Below are 20,796 nucleotides of genomic sequence, written 5' to 3' on the forward strand. Positions count from 1 at the left end.
CGCCACCCGCCTCGGCCTCACCGCCACCGGCGACACCGACATCGAGGAACTGACCAAGGCCCGCACCGCCGCGACCATCGCCGCGCTGGTCGCGGGCGCCCGGGGTGAGGCGGCCGAACCCGCGGGCCCGGAAGCCGGGCCCGCCGCCCCCGAACCCGTCGTCGTGGCGCCCAAGCGTCTCGTGATGCGGGAGTTCGATCTCGCCCCCGCCGATCCGGCGCCCTCCAGTGACCTGCTGATCGGCCGCAGTTTCCTGCTGCTCGGTTCCGGACCGGTCGCCGAGGCGCTGACGGCCCGCCTGACCGTGCACGGCGCCCATGCCGTGACCGCCGAAGAGCCTCCGGCCGAGGGAGAGTTCGACGGGATCGTGCACCTCGTCGCGCCGGACGCCCCGCCCGTCCTGCCGGACGTCTTCCCCGCCTACCAGCGGGTGCTGGCGGGCAATCCGCGCTGGGTGCTCGCCGCGGGCGCCTCCGCCGGGCTGCGCGGCTTCTTCCGCTCCCTCGCGCGGGAGTACCCCGAAACGGTCGCCCGAGTCGTCGAGCACGCGCCCGGCACCGCGCCCGAGGACATCGCCGCGGAGCTGGTCGCCGAGCTCACCGCGCCCGGCCACGAGCCGGTCGTCCTGCGCTCCCCCGGCACGAGGCGCGGACTGCGCATGGCCGAGGAGGGGCTCGGTCTGCTCGGCAGCACGGGCGCGGGGCCGGCCGGGGACGGTGCGGCCGAGGCCGCCGCGCTCGGCCTGGACGCCGACTCGGTCGTCCTGCTCGTGGGCGGCGCCCGGGGGATCACCGCCCGGTTCGCCGCGACCCTGGCCGCCGCGAGCCGCTGCCGGATCGAACTGTTCGGCCGCACCGCCCTGCCCGAGGGCGCCGAGAACCCGGTGCTCGCCGCCGCGGACACCGCCGGTGAACTGCGGAGCGCGCTCATCGCGGGCGGGCTGCGCGTCCCCGCCGAGATCGAGCGGGCGATCGGCCGGATCCAGGCCGAACGCGAGGTGCGCGCCACCCTGCGCACACTCGCGGCGCTCGGCTCCGAGGTCCGCTACCGCACCGTGGACGCCCTGGACGGCGACGCCGTGCGCCGGGCGGTGAAGGAGATCCACGCCGAGCACGGGCGACTCGACGGCGTCGTGTACGCGGCGGGCGTGATCGAGGACAAACTGATCGCCGAGAAGAGCCCGCGGTCCTACGACCGGGTGTTCCGTACGAAGGTCGACGGCGCACGCGAACTGCTCGCCGCGCTGGGCGAGTTGCCGGACGGGGAAGGCCCACGGTTCGCCGTGCTGTTCGGCAGCATCGCCGCGGCCCTCGGCAACCGCGGCCAGTCCGACTACGCCGCCGCCAACGACGCCCTGGAGACCCTCGGCGCCCGCTGGGCGGAATCCGGTCCCGGTCGCCGCGGACTGACCGTCCACTGGGGTCCATGGGCGCCGACCGGCGACGGCAACCACGGCATGGTCACCCCCGAGCTGATGCGGCACTACGCGGGCCGCGGCATCCAGCTCATCGACCCCGACGAGGGCACCATGAGCCTGCTGCGCGAGCTGGCCTGGGGACCCGAGGGCGACACCGCCGTCGTCTACACGGCGTCGGGCTGGTGACCGAGGTGACCGGTCCCCGCGCCGAACCCGTCGCCATCGTCGGCATGTCGGTGCTCTTCCCGGGCGCCCCCGACCTCGCCACGTACTGGCACAACCTGGTCTCCGGTGTCGACGCCATCACCGAGGTGCCGCCCGGCCGCTGGGACGCCGGAGAGTACTACGCGCCCGGCGCCGAGCCCCGAGCCGACCGGGTCTACTGCCGGCGCGGCGGCTTCGTGGACGAGCTGGCCGAGGTGGACGTCACCGAGTTCGGGATCATGCCGGCCGCGGTCCCGGCCACCGAGCCCGACCAGCTGATCGCGCTGCGGGTCGCCGCGGCGGCCCTCGCCGACGCGGGCGGACCCGACCGGCTGCCCGCCGACCGGCACCGGGTCGGTGTCGTGCTCGGCCGGGGCGGCTATCTCACCCCCGGCCTGGTCCGGCTCGACCAGCGGGTGCGGACCGCGAGCCAGCTCGTGCGCACCCTGGGTGAACTGCTGCCGGACCTCGGCGCCGACCGACTGGAGGCGGTGCGGCAGGCGTTCACCGACCGGCTCGGGCCCGAGGCACCGGAGTCCTCGATCGGTCTCGTGCCCAACCTCGCCGCGTCCCGGCTGGCGGGCCGGCTCGACCTGCGCGGGCCCGCCTACACCGTGGACGCCGCCTGCGCCTCCTCGCTCATCGCGGTCGACCACGCCGTGCGTGAACTCGGCAGCGGGCGCTGTGACGTGATGCTCGCGGGCGGGGTGCACCACTGTCACGACATCACCTTCTGGAGCGTGTTCAGCCAACTCGGCGCGCTCTCCCCGAGCGAGCGCATCCGGCCGTTCGACCGGGGCGCGGACGGCGTGCTGATCGGTGAGGGCACGGGCGTCGTCGTCCTCAAGCGGCTCGCCGACGCCGAGCGGGACGGCGACCGGATCTACGCCGCGATCACCGGCACCGGCGTCGCCTCCGACGGACGTACGACCAGTCTGATGGCGCCCGACTCCGGCGGCCAGGTCCGCGCGGTCCGTCAGGCCTGGGAGGCCGCCGGGCTCGATCCGTCCGCCCCCGGCTCGATCGGTCTCCTGGAGGCGCACGGCACCGCCACCCCGGCGGGTGACGGCACCGAACTCACCACGCTCGCCGAGGTGTTCGGACCACCACCGACGGACACCCCGGGGGACGCGCCGGACGCCGTCATCGGCTCGGTGAAGTCGATGATCGGCCACACCATGCCCGCGGCGGGCGTCGCCGGGCTGATCAAGGCCGCGCTCGCCGTCCACCACCAGGTGCTCCCGCCGACCCTGCACTGCGACGACCCGCATCCGGCGCTCGCCCGTACCCGGTTCACCCCCATCGGCGCCGCCCGGCCCTGGCGGACCGACGACCGGCAGCCGGTGCGCCGGGCCGCCGTCAACGCCTTCGGGTTCGGCGGCATCAACGCGCACGTCGTGCTCGAAGAGGTCGCGGTCGCCCGACGGCCGGCCGAGGTGTACGAGCCGGAGCCGGTGCTGCGGCTGACCGCGCCGACACCCGAGGCGATGGCCGCGCTCCTCGACCGCTCCGACTCCGCGCTCATCGCCGCCGGCCTCGACGAACGCGCCCCCGCCACCGATCCGGTGCGGCTCGCCGTCGTCGGGCCGACGGCCAAGCGGCTGGCGCTGGCCCGCAAGGCGGCCGCCAAGGGGAAGGGGTGGCGCGGTCGGGGCGACGTGTGGTTCGTGCCGCGTCCCCTGCTGGGCCCCGGCGGCGGCAGGCTCGCGTTCGTCTTCCCCGGCCTTGAGGCCGAGTTCGCCCCCAACTCCGAGGACATCGCCCGGCACTTCGGGCTGCCCTGGTCGCGCGCCGTCACCGACGCCACCGTGGGTGACGTGGGCCGGCAGGGCACCGGCGTCTTCGAGCTCGGCCGGCTCCTCGACACCGCGCTGCGCCGCCTCGGCGTCGTGCCGGACGCGCTCGCCGGGCACAGCCTCGGCGAGTGGACCGCGATGGCCGCCGCCGGGATCCACCCTCCCGACGAGGTGGACGCCTTCCTCGCCGGCTTCGACCCCGACGCGCTGAGCGTCCCCGGGCTGGCCTTCGCCGCGATCGGCGCCCCCGCCGAGGTGGTACTGACCGAGCTGGACGGCCGCGGGGACGTGGTCCTCTCCCACGACAACGCGCCCAACCAGTCGATGATCTGCGGCCCCGAGCCCGCCGTCGCCGCACTGGTCGAGGTGTTCCGGTCCCGGGCGGTGATCTCGCAGATCCTGCCGTTCCGCTCCGGCTTCCACACCCCGATGCTGGAGCCCTACCTTCGCCCGATCAGGAAGGCCGCCGAGGCCTACACCCTGCGCCCGGCCGCGCTGCCCCTGTGGTCCGCGACGACCGTCGCCCCCTACCCGGACGAACCGGCCGCGATCCGCGAGCTGTTCATCCGCCATCTGCTGGAGCCGGTCCGCTTCCGGCCCCTGGTGGAGACGATGTACGCGGCGGGCTTCCGGGCGTTCGTCCAGCTCGGCGCGGGGCAGCTCGGCTCGCTCATCGACGACACCCTGCACGGCCGCGACCACCTCGTGGTCCCCGCGCACTCCCCGCACCGCCCGGGCCTGCCTCAACTCCACCGCGTGGCGAGCGCGTTGTGGGCGGACGGGGCCGCGCCGGACCTCGTCCCGCTGCTGGGCGGCGCCTCGACCGTCGCACCGGCCCGTACGGTACGCCGTCCGAGCCGTCCCGTACGGCTGGACCTCGGCGGCGCGAACGTCTCGCTGGACGCGGAGACCCGCGACCGGCTGAGCACCGCGCTGGCCCGGCCGCCGCACACCGTGCCCCATGATGCGGGTGCCCTGGCGGAACAGGGCCCGCTGGGCGCGGAGTTGTCGGCGCTGCTGCGGGACGCGACGGCGCTCGCCTCGGACGTGGTGACGGCAGGGCGGCGCGGACGCGGGGCCCCGCCCCGCCCCCGTACGGGCGGCACGCCCCCGGAAAACGGCGCCGGTGTTCCCGCGCCCGAGCCCGCCACCCCCGAACCCCAGCACGAACCCAAGCCCGACCCCAAGCCCCTCGAAGCCACCCTCCACGTCTCCGTCGACACCATGCCGTACCTCCTGGACCACTGCTTCTTCCGGCAGCCCGCCCAGGCCGATCCCGCCGACCGCTGGCCCGTGGTCCCCGGCACCACCGTGATCGCCCACCTCATGGAGTTCGCCGAGCGGGCCGCGCCCGGCCGGCGCGCGGTGGCCGTCCACGACGTACGGCTGCACCAGTGGATCACCGCCACTCCGGCCGTCGACATCCCCGTACGGATCGTTCCCGAGGGCCCGGACAGAGTCACCGCCTCACTCGGCCCGTACGCCCGCGCCGTGGTCGAACTCGCCCAGGACCGCACCCGGTTCACGCCTCCGGAGCCCTGGACCTTTCCCGCCGCGCGGGAGGAGAAGCCCGAGCTGACCGCGGCGGAGCTGTACGCGCGCCGCTGGATGTTCCACGGCCCGCGCTTCCAGGGCCTGGACGAACTGACCGCGGTCGGCGACCGGCACGTACGCGGGGTGCTGGTCACCCCGCCCGCGCCCGGCGCTCTGCTGGACAACGTGGGGCAGCTCCTCGGCTACTGGATCATGGCCCGGCAGCCGGTGCGGACGACGGTGTTCCCGGTCGGCATGAAGGAGATCCGCTTCCACGGCCCGCACCCCGCTCCCGGCGAGCGCCTGGAGTGCCTGATCCGGATCACCTCCGTCACCGACGCCACCCTCGAGGCGGACATGCAGCTGGTCCACCGGGGGCGGGTGTGGGCGGAGTTCAGCGGCTGGCAGGACCGCCGGTTCGACAGCAATCCGCGCATCCGCAAGGTGGACCGGGAGCCCGAGCGGTACACGCTGTCCCGGATGCAGCCCGGCGGCTGGGCGCTGGTCCACGAGGAGTGGCCCGATCTGGCCACCCGCGAGCTGATCATGCGCAACATCCTGGCGGGCGAGGAACGCGAACGGTACGCGGCGCACGCCCCGCGCGGCCGGCGGCAGTGGCTGCTCGGCCGGATCGCCGCCAAGGACGCCGTACGGAGCGTGATGTGGGACGCCGGGGCGGGCCCCGTCTACCCGGCCGAGGTGAGGGTCGGCAACGATCCGGCCGGCCGCCCCTTCGTGACCGGCGGCTACGGCAGGACCCTGCCCGAACTGCACGTCTCCATCGCCCACCGCGGCGAGACGGCCGTGGCGATGGCCCGGAGGGAGGGTCCCTGCGGCATCGACATCGAGGAAGTCACCGACCGCCCCGAGACCACCCTCGCCGTGGCCCTCACCACCGCCGAACGCGAGCTGCTCACATCGCTCGTCCGCCGGCCCCGAGGAGCCCCCGAACGGCTCTGGTTCACCCGCTTCTGGGCCGCCAAGGAGGCCGTCGCGAAAGCGCGCGGCACCGGACTCGGCGGCGAGCCGAAGCGGTTCGAGATCACCTCGGTCGACGGCGACCGGCTGACCGTCCGCACCGCGGGCGAGGAGTACCGCGTGCGGCACTGTGCGCTGACCACCCCCCGGCCGTCCGCGGGGCCCGGCAAGGAGTACGTCGTGGCCTGGACGGCAGTCAACGATCAGGAGAACGAAGATGACCACTGAACTCGACCGTCCCGTGGGCCAGTCGGACAGGGGACAGGCCTCGGCGCCCGACGCGGCGACCGCGCTCGCCGACATCTCGGCCATCCTGCGCACCGTCCTGGAGGAGTACGGGCTCGACGACTCCGAGATCACCCTCGACACGTCCTTCCACGACGATCTGGAGCTGGAGAGCATCGACCTCGTCACCCTCTCCGCCCAACTGCGCGAGTTCTACGGCGAGCGCGTCAACTTCGCCGCGTTCATAGCCGACCGCGGGCTGGAGGAGATCATCGCGCTCACCGTCGGCGATCTCGTCGGCTACGTCGTGGACTCACTGGCCGTCGCGGAGGTGGGCTGACATGGCGACGATGCGGGTGAACGGCATCGACGTACACGTCCAGCGGCTGGGCCACGAGAGCGGCTCCCCGCGCCCCGTCGTGGTCCTCATCCACGGCCTGCTCATCGACAGCCTCGCCAGCTACTACTTCAGCCTCGCGCCGCGCCTCGCCGAAGAGGGCCTGGACGTCGTCATGTACGACCTGCGCGGGCACGGCAAGACCTCCCGGCCGCCGACCGGCTACCGGATGGAGGACTTCGTCGACGACCTCGACGGACTGCTGGACGCGCTGGTGATCGACCGCCCGGTGCACCTCGTCGGCAACTCCTTCGGCGGCGCCGTCGCGTACGCCATGGCCGCCGCCCGCCCCGAGCGGGTCGCGAGCGTGATCGCCATCGAGGCGGAGCCGCCGGCCCGGGCGTGGGCGCGGAACATGTACGAGGGCCTGGTCGGCGAACAGGGCGGACTGGTGGTCCAGCAGGTCACCCAATGGCTGCGGGAGAACCCGGGCGAGCGCAACGCCCGGCCGTTCCGGGCGGCGGGCCGGGTGCTCGACGAGACCGCGCTCGCCGAGGAGATCCCGCTCAGCGCTCTCCTCGACGAGGACCTGTCCGCGATCCGCTGCCCGGTCTTCGCCATCTTCGGCGGCGCGTCCAAGCTGTCCGCGCAGACCGGGATGCTGGAGGCCTCGCTCCCCCACTGCCGTACGGTCGTCCTGCCCGACCTCGGCCACTCGGTGCTGGTGGAGGCCACCCAGCAGACGTACGCCCTCGTACGCGACTGGCTACTGCTCGGCCAGGAGGCGCACGCGCTGCGGGAGGCCCGCTAGATGGGCCGGTTCCTGTTCGTGGTGCCGCCGCTGGTCGGGCACGTCAACCCGGCCGTGGGCACCGCGGCGGCACTCGCGGGGCGCGGGCACGAGGTCGCGTGGGCGGGCCACCCGGAACTCGTCCGCGCGCTCGTCGGATCCGACGCCGTCGTCTTCCCCTGCGCCCTCCCCGAGGACGGAATCTCCCGGCCCGCCGACCTGAAGGGGCCGGCCGCGTTCCAGTTCCTCTGGGAGAGCTTCCTCGTCCCGCTGGCGGACGCGATGGCGCCCGGGGTACGGGCGGCGATCGAGGCCTACGACCCCGATGTCGTCGTCTGCGACCAGCAGGCGGTGGCGGGTGCGCTGGTCGCCGAGTCCCTCGGGCGCGTCTGGGTGACCTCGGCCACCACCTCCGCCGAACTCGTCGACCCGCTGGCCGGTATGCCGAAGGTCGCGGCGTGGCTGGACGGGCTGCTGGCCCGGTTGCGGAACCGGATCTGCGACGGGGCCGGCTCGGCGGACCCCCGCTTCTCCCCGCACGGCGTCCTGGCGTACACCACCCGTGCGCTGCTCGGCCCGGCCGAACTGCCCGACCGGGTCTGGCTGGTGGGCCCGTCCGTCGCCGCCCGCCCCGCGAGTGGCGACGACTTCTCCTGGGACTGGCTGGACGCGTCGCCGCTGCCCACCGTCCTGGTCAGCCTCGGCACGGCCAACAACGACGCGGGGGCCCGCTTCCTGAACGCCGCCGCGCAGGCGCTCGGAGGACTGGCGGGCCGCGTGCGGGCGGTGCTCGTCGACCCCGGCGGCCTCGTCGGGGGCCCGGTCCCCGACAACGTCCTCCTGCGCCCGCACGTTCCCCAACTCGCCCTGCTCCCCCGGCTCGACGCGGTCGTCTGCCACGCCGGGCACAACACCGTGTGCGAGGCGCTGTGGCACGGTGTGCCGCTCGTCGTGGCGCCGATCCGCGACGACCAGCCGATCGTCGCCGGGCAGGTCGTGGGCGCGGGCGCCGGGGTACGGCTGCGGTTCGGCCGCGCCGACGCGGCCAGGATCCGCGCGGCGGTCGAGACGGTCCTCGACCCGGCCGGGGGCCACCGGAAGGCTGCCGAGGCCGTCGGGGAGTCCTTCCGCGCCGCGGGCGGCAGCGCCTCCGCCGCCGCCCGCCTCGCGGCACTGCCGGCCGTGCCGCGCGCGCGAGGCGGCGCATGAACGGCAACGGCACGACCGAGCAGCGGCCGCCGGCCGACGGCCGTCGTCCCGACCCGGCCCAGGGCACCGCCCACACCCAGGACCACGGCCCGAAGGCGCCCAAGACGCCGAGTCCGGGCCCGCGGGCGCCCCACCTGGCGCCGAGCGCCGACACGCCCTCCGCCGAGCGGACGGACATACCCGCACCAGAACCCGAACCAGCCTCGCCGCCCCCGCCGACCGGCTCGTTCGTCGCCCTTCTCGACTACGCCCGGCCCCACTGGCGTGTGCTGCTGCTCTCCCTCGTGCTCACTCTGCTGGCCGGCGTGTCGGGGCTGGTGCAGCCGAAGTTCGCGCAGGCGATCCTGGACCGGCTGGACGACGGCGGCAGCGTGGTCGCCCCGGTCGCGCTGCTCGCCGTGTTCCTGGTCGCGGGCGCCCTGCTCACCGGTCTCAACGCCTGGCTCCAGCAACGGACTTCGGAGCGGGTGGTGCGTGAGGTGCGGCGCGGTCTGGTGCACCGCCTGATCCGGCTGCGGGTCGCCGAACTGGACCGGCGGGCACCGGGCGACCTGATCGCCCGCGTCACCTCCGACAGCACACTGCTCAAGAGCGCCGCCACCGAGGGCCTGATCATGACGGTCAACGGCGTCCTGACCTTCGCCGGGGCGCTGTTCATGATGGCGACGCTCGACGCGCGTCTGCTCGGCGTCACGCTGCTCGTGCTGACGACGGTCGGTGTCGTGATCACCGTCGTCCTGCCCCGGATCAAGGCGGCCGTGGCCCGCTCCCAGGCGTCCGTCGGAGCGGTCGGCGCCGTCCTCGACCGCACCCTCGGCGCGGCCCGCACGGTCAAGGCCAACGGCGCCGAGGGCCGCGAGACGCGCACCGCCGAGGACGCGGTCGACGAGGCGTACGCCGCAGGGCTGGTCGGCGCCCGCTACAGCGCCCTCGTCACCATGGTCGGCGGCGCCGCCATCCAGAGCGCGTTCCTGGTGGTGCTCGGCGTGGGCGGCACCTTCGTCGCCCACCACTCGATGTCGGTCTCCGAACTGATCGCCTTCCTCCTGTACGTCTTCTTCCTGGCGAGCCCGGTGTCACAGCTGGTCGGCGGCGCGGCCCAACTCCAGCAGGGGCTGGGCGCGGTGGGCAGGATCCAGGAGGCGGGCGCGCTGCCGGTCGAGGACGACATCGACGCGACCGAACCCGCGCACACCCCCGCCCACGCCGCGCCACCTGCCGTCGAACTGACGGGGGTCGAGTTCGCCTACCCCGGCCGCGACCCGGCCCTGCGCGGCGTGAGCTTCACCGTCCCCGGCGGCACCCGGACCGCGCTGGTCGGGCTGTCGGGCGCGGGCAAGACCACCCTCTTCTCCCTCCTCCAGCGCTTCTACGAGCCGACCGCGGGCACCATCAGGATCGGCGACCAGGACATCGCGGCCCTGCCGCGCGCCGAGGTCCGGCGCAGGATCGCGTACGTCGAGCAGGACTCCCCCGTGATGGCGGGCACCCTCCGCGAGAACCTCCTGTACGCGGCGCCCTCGGCCACCCGGGAGCAGCTGGCCGAGGCCCTGGTCGTCACCCGTCTCGACGGTCTCCTCGCCCGCCTTCCCCAGGGTCTGGACACGCCCGTGGGCCCGCGCGGCGTCACCCTGTCCGGCGGCGAACGCCAGCGCCTCGCCAGCGCCCGCGCCCTGCTGCGCCGCCCCCAGGTACTTCTCCTCGACGAGGCGACGGCCCAGCTCGACGCCCGCAACGAACAGGCCCTCGGCGAACTCGTCGCCCGCACCGCGGGCCGCTGTACGGTCCTGCTGATCGCCCACCGGCTGTCCACGGTCACCGACGCCGACCAGATCGTGGTCCTGGAACACGGCGACGTCCGCGCCGTGGGCACCCACCACTCCCTGGTCGACGACGACGATCTCTACCGCGAACTGGCCGCCACCCAGCTCCTGGCCGCCGAGCCCCCTGCGTGACCGCTAACGGGCTCCGTGCGCGGCCCGGTACGCGGCGACGGCCATGACGACGACGGAGATCAGGACGATGCCGGCGCCGACGTAGAGCGGCGCCGTGTAGCCGAGGCCCGCGGTGATGGCCAGGCCCCCGAGCCAGGCGCCGAGCGCGTTGCCGATGTTGGACGCGGACACATTGGCGCTGGCGGCCAGCGCCGACCCGTGGGCGAAATCGGTGACGCGAGTGATCAGGCCGGGCACACTGGCGAACCCGAACAGGCCCATCAGAAACACCAGTATCACCGACGCGATGGCGTTGCCGGCCAGCAGGCCGAACACGGCCAGGGTGATGGCGAGTCCGAGCAGGGCGAGGACCAGGGCGCGGTCACGGTCGCGGTCGGCCGCTCGCCCGCCGACCAGGTTCCCGACGACCAGACCGACGCCGTACACCATCAGCAGCCAGGCGACATCCGCCGGGGAGAAGCCGCCGACCTCGGTGAACGTGTAGGCGATGTAGCTGAACGCGCCGAACATCCCGCCGTAGCCGAGCGCGGTGGCTGTCAGGGTCAGCCAGACCTGCCAGGACCGCAGCGCACGGAACTGGGCCCGCAGGCCGTCGGCCGGTGTCGGGTCGTAGCGGCCCGTCGCGGTCTGCGGCCGTGTCTCTCCCGCGCCGGCGGGGACGAGGGCGACGATTCCGGCCAGCGCGAGCAGGCCGATTCCGGTGACCGCCCAGAAGGCCGCTCGCCAGCCCCAGCGCTCGCCGACCAGCGCACCGAAGGGCACGCCCAGCACGTTCGCGACCGTCAGCCCGGCGAACATGACCGCCACCGCGCGGGACTTCTTCTCCGGCGCGACCAGACCGCGGGCGACCAGCGAGCCGATACCGAAGAACGAGCCGTGACACAACGCCGCCACGATCCGCCCGAGCAGCATCACCGGATAGCTCGGCGCGAGAGCGGACAACAGGTTGCCGATGACGAACAACGCCACCAGGCCGACCAGGATCGCCTTGCGGGGCAGCCGCGCCGTCGCCGCGGTCAGCGCGATCGCGCCGACCGCGACACTCAACGCGTACCCGGAGATCAGCCGCCCCGCGGCCGCCTCGGACACCGCGAAACTCGACGCCACCTGCGGCAGCAGCCCGGCGATCAGGAATTCGGTCAGCCCGATGCCGAACCCGCCGAGTGCCAGCGCGACCAGCCCACTCGGTATCCGTCGCTCCGCGATCAGGGGGCCAGGGCGCGTCTCGAACTTCACCTCAGCGTCAACCGGTACGTCAGCGGTGAGCGCCCCGTGATCAGTACCCGCACCCCGTCCGGGGTCAGGGAGCCGCTCAGCCAGGCGTAGCGTTCGCCCGGGTCGACCACCGCGGGCCGGCGGCCGCCCTTGCCGTTGCCGGGGCCGAAGGTGATGTGGTCGGTGCCGACGGTGTAGGTGGCCTCGCCGGAGACGAGTTGGAAGGTGTCCGGGGAGCCGGGGACGGGTTCGAGGCCGTCCCCGGTCAGGGTGCCGCCGGGGCGGAAGCAGAGTTCGAGGGCGAGCGGGCTCGCGCAGCCCTCGCCGGAGAGGTCGAAGGAGATGTCCCAGGCTCCGCCGCCGACCTCACGGACCAGGACTTCGGTGCGGAGTGTGCGGTACTCCTTCGGGCGGTGCGGGAAGTCCATCGCGGACCAGAAGCGGCTGTCGTCGGTCAGGGGGTAGGCGCCGTCGGGGCGGCGGTGCTCGGGGGGCAGCGGGTGGTGGAAGGCGCCGCGGACCTCGGCGTGCAGCCGCCAGCCGTCGTCCGTGCGCTCGAGTCCCTCCGCCCGGAAGTGGCCGAGTGCGAAGAACCGCGGGGCCAGCCGGAGCGAGTCGAGGATCGCCGCGCCCTTGCGCATCTTGAAGAAGGTCGGGTTGGTGGACAGGCCGGACGAGATGGCGTGCAGTTCCGGGAAGTCGGTTCCGCCGAAGACGCTCGCCGTGTGCGTGCCGCGGCGGACCCGGACGAGGCGGCAGCTGTCGTCGTGGTGCTCGAAGTCGTCGGGCAGGGAGGTCACTTCGGGCAGGGGGGCGGCCAGCTCCGGCCGGTCCAGGACCTGGGCGAGGCGCTCGCCGATCGGGGTCTCGCCGAAGGGCTGGTCGGTGCCGCGCTCCTGGAGCAGCGCGGCCACCGCCGCGAACCGTCCGTCTCCGTCGCGCAGCGCCATTTCCCGGTACTGGAGCCAGAACTCGGGCAGGTGGCGGACCCTCGTCTGGTCCTGGCGGCGCGAATGGACCGTCTCCACCTCGCCGTTGGGCTCGATGACGTACAGGTTGGCGGCCAGGTTGTCGCGTACGTTCGCGTAGAGGTCCGTACGTCCGTAGTGGCGGGCCAGTACGAGCAGCGCCGGATTGGTCACCGCGGCCGAGTAGTTGGGGCTGCGTTCGCTGTACTCGCCGCCGGGCAGCTGGTCGATGCCCTCCGCGAGCCACGTCTCGATGCGCTCGGGGTAGGCGGGGTCGGGCCAGCGGGCGTGGATGCGGGCGAGGGCCGCGCAGACCAGCCAGCGGTGGTTGGCGGTGTGGACGCCACCGGTGGCGAGGGAGGGGCCCGCCAGGCGCAGGATCCGCTCGATCGTCGCCCGCAGTTGGGTGGTCGGCTCGTGGGCGTCCTCGTCGAGCAGGTGGTGGATCAGGCTGAGGTCGACGATCGAGAAGGCGGTGTCCGCCGGGTTGCCGTCCGCCCCGTGCTCCCACAGCCCGTTGTCGTACTGCTCCTCGGCGAGCGCGTCGGCGAGTTCGGCGGCGGGGCCCAGGAGCGCGGCGGAATGGTGGTACACCGAGCCCTCGTGCACGTACACCGAGACGAGGGTGCGCAGCGCACGAGTGGCCGCGCGCGCCTCGCCGCCGTCACGGAGTTCGACGAGATCGGCGGCGTACCCGTCGAGGACGGCCTTGGCGCTGGTCTCGGCGGTCGCGGTGAGCAACTCGACGAACGCGGTGTCGAGGGGGACACCGGCGTCGGCGAGCGCGGCGAGGAAGGTCTTGCGGGCTGTCACTGGGGCTCCTGGGAGAGGTCGTGCTTGCTCTTCTACGGCGCTGTAGTCGATGTGCTTGTCTGTGTCCTCGATGTCATCGCCCCTCCCGTTCGGAAAGCGCTTGCACCTGGAGTGACCCTAGAGAAGGTACGGATGTCACTACAAGACGTACACCGATCCACGGGACGGATCGGGGGTAAGGAACTGCTGCCGCTGGAGGCGGTCCTCGCGAAGGGTGTGGTGGGGGTGGACGTGAGCGATGACCACCTCGCCGCCTGGCGCCTGGATACGCATGGCAACCCGGTCGGCGAACCCCAGCGCTTCTTCTACGAACGATCGGGCGCCGCCGCGCACCGGGACGCGCAGATCCGGTGCACGCGCTGACCCGCCTGCTGCACCACACCCGGCGCAGCGGGGTTCAGCCTCGCGGTGGGGAGTCGGGAGATCGGGCGGCGGAACCGCTTGTTGCGGCCGTGCCGCTCCCGGCCGGTGCCATCGGTGAAGTCGTGGCGGTGTATCCGGCGTACACCTCCCGGTGGGGCGCCCAGCACGGGCAGCAGCCCCTCACCAGCAGCAACCGCAAGGTTTCCCGGCACGATGCGGCGAGCATCGCGATCGGGCGACGCGCCCTCGGGCATCCGATCCGGCTGGGGCACCTCCCAGGCCCTTGAGGCACTGGGGGCGGAGCGTCCAGGCCCGACCGGAAACCCTCAGGCGTGAAAAACCCCGCCCCCACATTCCCGGACCACGCACCAGATGCGTGCCGCCCGACCGTGGAACGAAAGCGGGCGACCAGAACACCCAACACCGTTCGGGATGTTCGGCTGAGCGTCAGCCCTGGCCACAGGACGCACTCCCGCTCAGTCTCGAGGAACGGTACGTGTTCGCGACCGTGCCGCAGCTGCCGGCGCCAGGGAAGGCCAAGCCAAGTACCGTCTACCGCCCCTGACCGCCGCGCGTCAGCCCAGCCGCACCGGCAGTACCCGGTAGCCATGGCCGATGAAGGACTCGGCGAGGCGGGCCGGGCCGCTGGTGTCGTCGAGGCTCAGGTCCGGGAAGCGGGCGAAGAGCGCGGGGAGCGCGAGGGACGCCTCCAGGCGGGCCAGCGGGGCACCGATGCAGTAGTGGACGCCGTGGCCGAAGGCGAGGTGCTCCTTGTCCGCGCGGCCGAGGTCGAAGCGGCCCGCGCTCTCGCCGTGCCGCAGGGGGTCGCGGCCGGCCGCCGCGTACGTCGCCAGGATCGCGTCGCCCCGAGCGATCAGCGTGCCGTCGGAAAGCTTGATGTCCTCGACGGCGTACCGCAGCGGGAGGTTGGCGATGGAGGGCGCCCAGCGGAGGGTCTCCTCGATCACCTCGCTCCAGGGGATCTCGCCGCCGCGCACCCGGAGCAGCTGCTCGGGGTGGGTCAGCAGGGCGTGGACCGCGTTGCCGATCAGGTTGACCGTGGTCTCGTGGCCCGCGCCGATGACAAGGAGGAGGGTGTCGATCAGTTCGCTCTCGGCGAGCTGCGAACCCTCCTCGTCCCGGGCCGCGATCAGGGCGGTCGTCAGATCGTCGCCCGGCCGCTCACGCTTGGCGGCGACCAGTCCGGCGAGCAGTTCGTGGATCTCCCGGTAGGTGGCCATGGCCTGTTCGGGCGTGATGGTGGTGTCCATGTTGGCCTCGATGAGGCGCGCGGTGTCGGCGCGCCGGTCCTCGGGCAGGCCGAACAGCTCGCAGATCACCTGCATCGGGAGCGGGTGCGCGTAGGCGGACCGGAGGTCGACCCGCCCGTCGGGGGCCTCGGCCATCCGGTCGAGCAGCGTGGCGGCGAGTTCCTCGATGCGGGGCTTGAGCGCGTCCGTACGGCGTTTGGTGAACGCGGGCGAGACGAGTTTGCGCAGCCTGCGGTGGTCGGCGCCGTACGCGGTGAACATGTTGGTCACGCCGACCCAGAGGGTGATCCAGCTCTCGCGGTACTCGCCGCTGATCCAGGCGGGCCAGTGCTGGTTGGGGTCCTTGGAGACCCGGTCGTCGGCCAGGAGCCGCTTGAGGATCTCGTACTGGGTGGGCGCCCAGGCCCTTATCCCGCCCGGCAGTTCGATGAGGGCCGCGGCACCGCGCTCGCGCAGCAGATCCGCCTCGCCGTGGAGGTCGGCGCCCGCGGGGTCGATGACGTGGGGCTGGTCCGGCACGTGGACTCCTGCTCTCCGGGTCTTTGGGTCTCTGGGTCTCTGGATCTCTGGACCGGTTGATCACGGGGGTGCGGTGCAAACGGGGAGTGCTCCCCGGATAGCCTGGTGCCTGACGGACGGTGTGTCAACAGCACGGTAACGAGCGGGGGTTGTCCGTGGGCAGATCGAAATCGACGGGCGGGTGGTCGGGCGGCGCGGTTAGCATCTCGTGCCGTCGGTCTCGTGCGGCGGGGCTTCGGTGAGGGAAGCGGGGGCGTATGGGCGGGGAGTCGCTGACGGCGGCGGTGCGGAGTGGAGACGTGAAGGCGGTGACGGCCCTCCTGGCCGGTGCCGATCCCGACGCCGTCGACGACCGGGGCACGCCCGCGCTCTGCCTGGCGGTGGACGGCTTCGACCTGGCCACTGTCGAGGTCCTGATGGGCTCCGCCCGGCTGGACCGGGTCGTGGACGGCCGGACCCCGCTGCTGCGGGCGGTCGACCGTGGCGCCTCCGACATCGTGAACGCGCTCATCAACCATGGGGCGCAGCTGTGGCACAAGGACCCCGAAGGACGCGACGCCCTCGCGCTGGCCCGGTCCTGGCACGAGACGGATGCCGTGGCCGAGCTGCGCCGCAGGAGCGGTTCGGCGGGAACGGTGCGGCGCGAGACGGTTCGTGACGAGCACGGGGTGAGCGTCGAGGAGCTGACGCTGGCCGGCCTGACGGTCCGTACCGGGCACGGCGCGATCCTGACGGCGCTGGAGCCCCGGTACGGGATCAGGACCTCGTTCACCGAGCTGCTGTCGAGGGCGCTGGCCGAACCGGACGTCGACCACGAGATCTGGTGGGTGACGACGGATGTCCTCCAGCAGCGCCGCGATCGCGCCACGTGGGACATGTCCGCCGCGCTGCGGGACCGGCCGGACCCGCGGGAGCGGTACTTCGGTGCGGAAGTGCTCCGGCTGTTCAACCTCTTCGACTACAGCGACGAGGCACCGTTCGACGCCCCGCTGGTCGATCTCTTCCTGCCGTGGGCCGCGCGTGAACCGGATCCGCGCGTGCTGCGGCCCCTGACCGCGGGACTGTCCGGCGCCCTGGATCCACGTGCCGAGCGACCCCTGCACGACCTCGCCCGGCATGCCGACAGCAGGGTCCGGGGGTGGGCGGTCTTCGGTCTGCGGTACGGAGTCGACGCCGGGCGTCGTGACGCCCTGGCCACGGTCCTCGCGTGCACCCGGGACGAGGCGGCCGAGGTCCGCCGGGGGGCCTGCGCCGCACTGGTCTCCGCGCCCGCGGATTGCGAGGTCTCGGACGCGCTCGCGGCGTGCCTCACCGACGAGACGGAGGACGTACGGGTCACCGCGGCCGTGCAGCTGGCCCTGCGCGACGATCCGCGCGGGGACGAGATCCTGGCCGCTCTCGCCACCACCGACGAGGACGGTCCGTACTTCGGGCAGCTCTACGACGTATGGCGGCACCGCCGGGCATCGGACGCGGCCACGACGCGCTGACCCGCGGGGTCGTGGGTGGGTCGGGGCCGTGGCGGTACGTCGAGCCCGTCGCCGCCGGATCAGGCGTGGGCCGGGCAAGGGAGCCGCCGCTCGCTCCGGACGTGGGCGACGGGCTTGCGACATACCGCCACGGCCCCTTCCGTGCGTGCGCGGCTGCGGGTGAGTGGGGCGGACGGTCGGGCCGCCTACGATCGGGCCGTGGTCCTCTTTCAGCTGGAACGCGTGTCTCCTTCTCCCGTCGAAGCGAGTTGGCGTCGCCTCACCGACTGGCCCCGGCATGCCGCCGTCGTCCCGCTGACCCGGGTCACCGTGCGCACGCCGCCGCCGACCGGCGAGGGCACGGTGTTCGTCGCGCGGTCGGGGGCGGGCCCGTTGGTCTTCGACGACCCGATGGAGGTCGTCACCTGGCGGCCGCCCCGGGACGGGGGCGCGGGGAGGTGCCTGCTGGTCAAGCGCGGCACGTTCGTCACGGGGTGGGCCGAGATCGAGGTCCGTGCGGTGGCGGGCGGGGGCTCGCGGGTGCTCTGGCGGGAGGATCTGAACGTGCGGTGGCTGCCGCGGTTCTTCGACCGGCCGCTGGGGTGGGCGGGGCGGTGGATGTTCGGGCGAGCGGTGGAAGGGCTGCTGCGGCCGACCTCCCCAAGATCCTGACGCTCCGTGCCTGCGGCGGGTCGCACGCCGGTGCATGAAACGGGGTAATTGTAGGCTTTACATCATGAATACACGGCTGGCTCTGCTCAGCGCGGTGGACCCTGGTGTCACGGAGAGTGAGATCTTCCGGCTGACGCTCCAGCACGCGGTGGGAGAGCTGAGTGCCCTGGGGGGAATGATCCATCTGCGGGGCCCCATGTCCGCCCTGCGCCTGGTGTCGGCGGCCGGCCTTCCCGCGGTCCTCACCCGGCCCTGGGAGATCATCGACCAGGAAGGCCCGTTGGCCCCGGCCCGGGCCCTGCACCAGGGCCGGGGTGTGTGGATTGCGCCGGGCTCCGGCGAACAGCCCGGATCCGGTGCGGTCTCATGGCCCGGGACCGGGCTGGCGGCCGTGCCGGTGTTCAACAATGACCGCGGTATCGGCGCGCTCACCGTGGTGATGGGCGACCAGGGGGAGCCCACCGTCGAGCAGTGGGGTTTCCTGCAGGCCGTGATCGCCTGGACCGAGGAGCGCATGCGGCAGGCACCGCCGCCCGCTCGGCCGCCCCGGGAGGAACTGAGCGGTGACCGGCTGCGGCAGGCTCTGGAGGAGGTCCGGGTCGGCTCGTGGGACTGGAACGTCGAGACCGGCGAGCTGGTCTGGGACGAGGCCGCCCTTGAGATCTACGGCACCAGCCCGGCCGAGTTCACCGGCAGGATCGAGGACTGGATGAGGATCGTCCACCCCGACGACCTGGCGCCGACCCTGGGGGCGGCGGCGAAGGCGCTCCGGGACCATACGGTGTTCGAGGCCGAGTACCGGGTGCGCCGCCTGGACGGCACCTACGGATGGACCCAGGCCCGCGCCCGGGCGACGTACGACGCTCAGGACGAACCCGTACGGATGATCGGCGTGGCATGGGAGAGCAACGAGTCCCGCTCCGCCCGCGACGCGCTCAGCCGGGCTCTTCGCCATATGAGTGACGGCTTCCTCGCCGTGGACGACCGCTGGCGGATCACCTTCCTGAACCTGGCGGCCGAGCGCATGCTGGGCTCCTCCGAGGAGGAGCTGTTCGGTCGCGTCCTGTGGGAGCTTCCCTCCGTCCGGCAGGTCCCCGATCTGGAGAAGCGCTGCCGGGAGGCGGCCGCCGTGGACCAGCCCGCCGGCTTCGACGTGGATGCTCCGAACACCGGGCGCCGCCTCCACCTGCGGCTGGTCCCGGGGCCCGACGGCCTCACCCTCTACTTCACCGACGTGACCGAGATCCGGCGGCACGAGGACGAACGGTCCGCCGCCGAGCAGGCCGCCGCCGAGCGCGCCGCCCGGATCGCCGAACTGACCGAGTCCCTCGCCAAGGCGACGACCTCCCGGGACGTGGTGGACGCGGTCGCGCAGCGCGTGCTGCCGCCGTTCGGCGCCACCGGCCTCCTGGTTCAGGCCATCGAGGGCAACCGGACGTACAACGTCGGCTCCGTCGGCTATCCGGCCGCCTTCCTCGACTCGATCAACGGCCGTATGCGGGTGGCCCGCGACCCGGTCTGGGACCCGATCCTGACCGGCACGCCGCTGTTCATCTCCTCAGCCGCCGAGTACACGGCCCGCTACCCCGAACTCGCCGCCCGGCCGCGCCAGGCGGGCAAGCAGGCCTGGGCGTTCATGCCGCTGACCGTGTCCGGACACACGTTCGGGTCGTGCGTGGTCTCCTTCGACCGGCCGCGCCGTCTCAGCGACGAGGAGCGCACCCTGCTGACCACGACCAGCGCCCTCGTCGCCCAGGCCCTGGAGCGGGCCCGGCTCTACGACGCCGAACACACCCGTTCCCAGGAGCTCCAGCGCAGCCTGCTTCCCAGCTGTCTGCCCGAACTGCCCGCGTGCACCGCCGCCGCCCGCTACCTCCCCGCCGGACAGGGCATGGACGTCGGCGGCGACTGGTACGACATCATCCCTCTCTCCGGCGGCCGGGTCGCCCTGGTCGTCGGTGACGTGATGGGCCACGGGCTGCCCGAGGCGGCCACCATGGGGCGGCTGCGCACAGCGGTCCACACCCTGGCCGACCTCGAGCTTCCCCCCGACGAGATCATGAGCCACCTCAACGACATCGTCGGCGGCATGGCGAAGGAGTCCTACGCCACCTGCCTGTACGCGCTCTACGACTCCACCACCCATATCTGCTCCGTCGCCCGCGCCGGGCACCCCCCGCCCGCCGTGGTCCACCCCGACGGCAGTGTGCATTTCCCCGAGGTCGCCCCCGATCCGCCGCTCGGCGCGGCGGAGCCGCCCTTCGAGACCTTCGAGATGGCGGTGCCGGACGGGAGCCTGCTCGTCCTCTACACCGACGGCCTGGTCGAGTCGGCCACCCGCGAGATCGACGACGGCATGGCCGAACTCGCCCGGCTGCTGCGAGCCGCGCACGAGGGTCCCGGCGACACGGCGGCCGACCTGGAGCGCCTCTGCGACACCGTCACCGCAGGACTGCTCCCCTCCGAGCACTCCACCGCCGACGACGCGGCCCTCCTCATCGCCCGCCTGCACGCGCTGACCGAGGACGACATGGCTTCCTGGCTGCTCCCCGAGGACCCGCGAGCGGCCGGGCAGGCCCGCCGCCACATCCGCGAGCAGCTCCACACCTGGGGCCTGGACGACCTGACGCCGACCACGGAACTCCTCGCGAGCGAACTGGTCGGCAACGTCGTGCGCCACGCGAAGGGACCCGTGCGACTGCGCCTGCTGCACGGCCCCGAGCTGGTCTGCGAGGTCTTCGACGGGAGTCTGACCGTGCCGCGCATCCGCCGGGCGTCGGAGACCGACGAGGGCGGACGCGGACTGCAACTCGTGACGGCGCTGTCCCAGCGCTGGGGCACCCGCTACACGGCGACCGGAAAGTGCATCTGGACCGAGCAGCCGCTGTTCGGTCCGGAGGGCCCGACAGGGCTGCCCACCGACGCCCTGGACCTTCCGTTCCTTAACACCGAGGAGTTCGCCCGGGACCTCGACGAGCTCACCTCCGGGGACCGGGAACTGCCGGGCCCGGCCCCCCAGTAGCCGACCGGCTGCCGCATCACCCCCGCACTCCCCCGACGCC

At 73.3% G+C, this 20,796-nt stretch carries 12 protein-coding genes and 1 pseudogene; 10 read left to right on the plus strand and 3 right to left on the minus strand.

All coding sequences use genetic code 11. The features are described 5' to 3' along the window. The 6 genes from ACZ7M2_RS17085 to ACZ7M2_RS17110 form a co-directional block, all read left to right on the plus strand. Positions 1-1,603, plus strand: a 1,603-nt coding sequence (locus tag ACZ7M2_RS17085; protein ID WP_471595907.1) for an SDR family NAD(P)-dependent oxidoreductase, incomplete at its 5' end; no start/stop codon positions are given. A 44-nt stretch (positions 1,604-1,647) separates the two neighbouring features. Continuing rightward, on the plus strand, positions 1,648-6,156 hold the full coding sequence (locus ACZ7M2_RS17090; RefSeq protein ID WP_471596039.1) for a beta-ketoacyl synthase N-terminal-like domain-containing protein: 4,509 nt from the start codon (positions 1,648-1,650) through the stop codon (positions 6,154-6,156). Next, positions 6,146-6,493 carry an acyl carrier protein gene (locus ACZ7M2_RS17095; protein ID WP_054236986.1) on the plus strand — a complete coding sequence of 116 codons (348 nt, stop codon included), beginning with the start codon at positions 6,146-6,148 and terminating at the stop codon, positions 6,491-6,493. Before ACZ7M2_RS17090 ends, ACZ7M2_RS17095 begins: the two co-directional genes overlap by 11 nt. Position 6,494: 1 nt before the next feature. After that, a complete protein-coding gene (locus ACZ7M2_RS17100) occupies positions 6,495-7,301 on the plus strand; it encodes an alpha/beta fold hydrolase (RefSeq protein WP_351429072.1) in 807 nt (268 codons plus the stop codon). Further along, entirely contained in the window at positions 7,302-8,489 is a 1,188-nt protein-coding gene (locus ACZ7M2_RS17105; RefSeq protein ID WP_471595908.1) for a glycosyltransferase, read from the plus strand. It abuts the gene before it with no gap. Beyond that, positions 8,486-10,444 (plus strand): ABC transporter ATP-binding protein, encoded by a 1,959-nt coding sequence (locus tag ACZ7M2_RS17110; protein ID WP_471595909.1) that lies wholly within the window; start codon positions 8,486-8,488, stop codon positions 10,442-10,444. The genes ACZ7M2_RS17105 and ACZ7M2_RS17110 overlap by 4 nt, the downstream gene beginning before the upstream one ends. Before the next feature lie 3 nt (positions 10,445-10,447). On the opposite strand, the gene ACZ7M2_RS17115 is transcribed toward ACZ7M2_RS17110, so the two are convergent. Both ACZ7M2_RS17115 and ACZ7M2_RS17120 read right to left on the minus strand, forming a co-directional pair. After that, positions 10,448-11,635 carry an MFS transporter gene (locus tag ACZ7M2_RS17115; RefSeq protein ID WP_471596040.1) on the minus strand — a complete coding sequence of 396 codons (1,188 nt, stop codon included), beginning with the start codon at positions 11,633-11,635 and terminating at the stop codon, positions 10,448-10,450. 41 nt (positions 11,636-11,676) lie between these two features. Next, complete coding sequence (locus ACZ7M2_RS17120) at positions 11,677-13,440, minus strand: hypothetical protein (RefSeq protein ID WP_471595910.1); 1,764 nt, start codon at positions 13,438-13,440, stop codon at positions 11,677-11,679. Positions 13,441-13,626: 186 nt separating this feature from the next. Here ACZ7M2_RS17120 and ACZ7M2_RS17125 point away from each other — a divergent pair. Then, positions 13,627-13,830, plus strand: a pseudogene (locus ACZ7M2_RS17125) (IS200/IS605 family accessory protein TnpB-related protein); the annotation flags it as partial. A 548-nt stretch (positions 13,831-14,378) separates the two neighbouring features. Here ACZ7M2_RS17125 and ACZ7M2_RS17130 read toward each other — a convergent pair. Then, positions 14,379-15,593 carry a cytochrome P450 family protein gene (locus ACZ7M2_RS17130; protein WP_471595911.1) on the minus strand — a complete coding sequence of 405 codons (1,215 nt, stop codon included), beginning with the start codon at positions 15,591-15,593 and terminating at the stop codon, positions 14,379-14,381. Positions 15,594-15,850: 257 nt separating this feature from the next. Between ACZ7M2_RS17130 and ACZ7M2_RS17135 the strand changes: the two genes are divergently transcribed. From ACZ7M2_RS17135 to ACZ7M2_RS17145, 3 genes are all read left to right on the plus strand, one after another. Next, positions 15,851-17,083, plus strand: a complete 1,233-nt coding sequence (locus tag ACZ7M2_RS17135) for an ankyrin repeat domain-containing protein (RefSeq protein ID WP_471595912.1) — start codon at positions 15,851-15,853, stop codon at positions 17,081-17,083. 198 nt (positions 17,084-17,281) lie between these two features. After that, on the plus strand, positions 17,282-17,734 hold the full coding sequence (locus ACZ7M2_RS17140) for an SRPBCC family protein (protein ID WP_471595913.1): 453 nt from the start codon (positions 17,282-17,284) through the stop codon (positions 17,732-17,734). A gap of 64 nt (positions 17,735-17,798) precedes the next feature. Then, positions 17,799-20,756 carry a SpoIIE family protein phosphatase gene (locus ACZ7M2_RS17145; RefSeq protein WP_471595914.1) on the plus strand — a complete coding sequence of 986 codons (2,958 nt, stop codon included), beginning with the start codon at positions 17,799-17,801 and terminating at the stop codon, positions 20,754-20,756. Positions 20,757-20,796: the final 40 nt, after the last annotated feature.

Source organism: Streptomyces sp. NPDC111507, assembly GCF_055638955.1.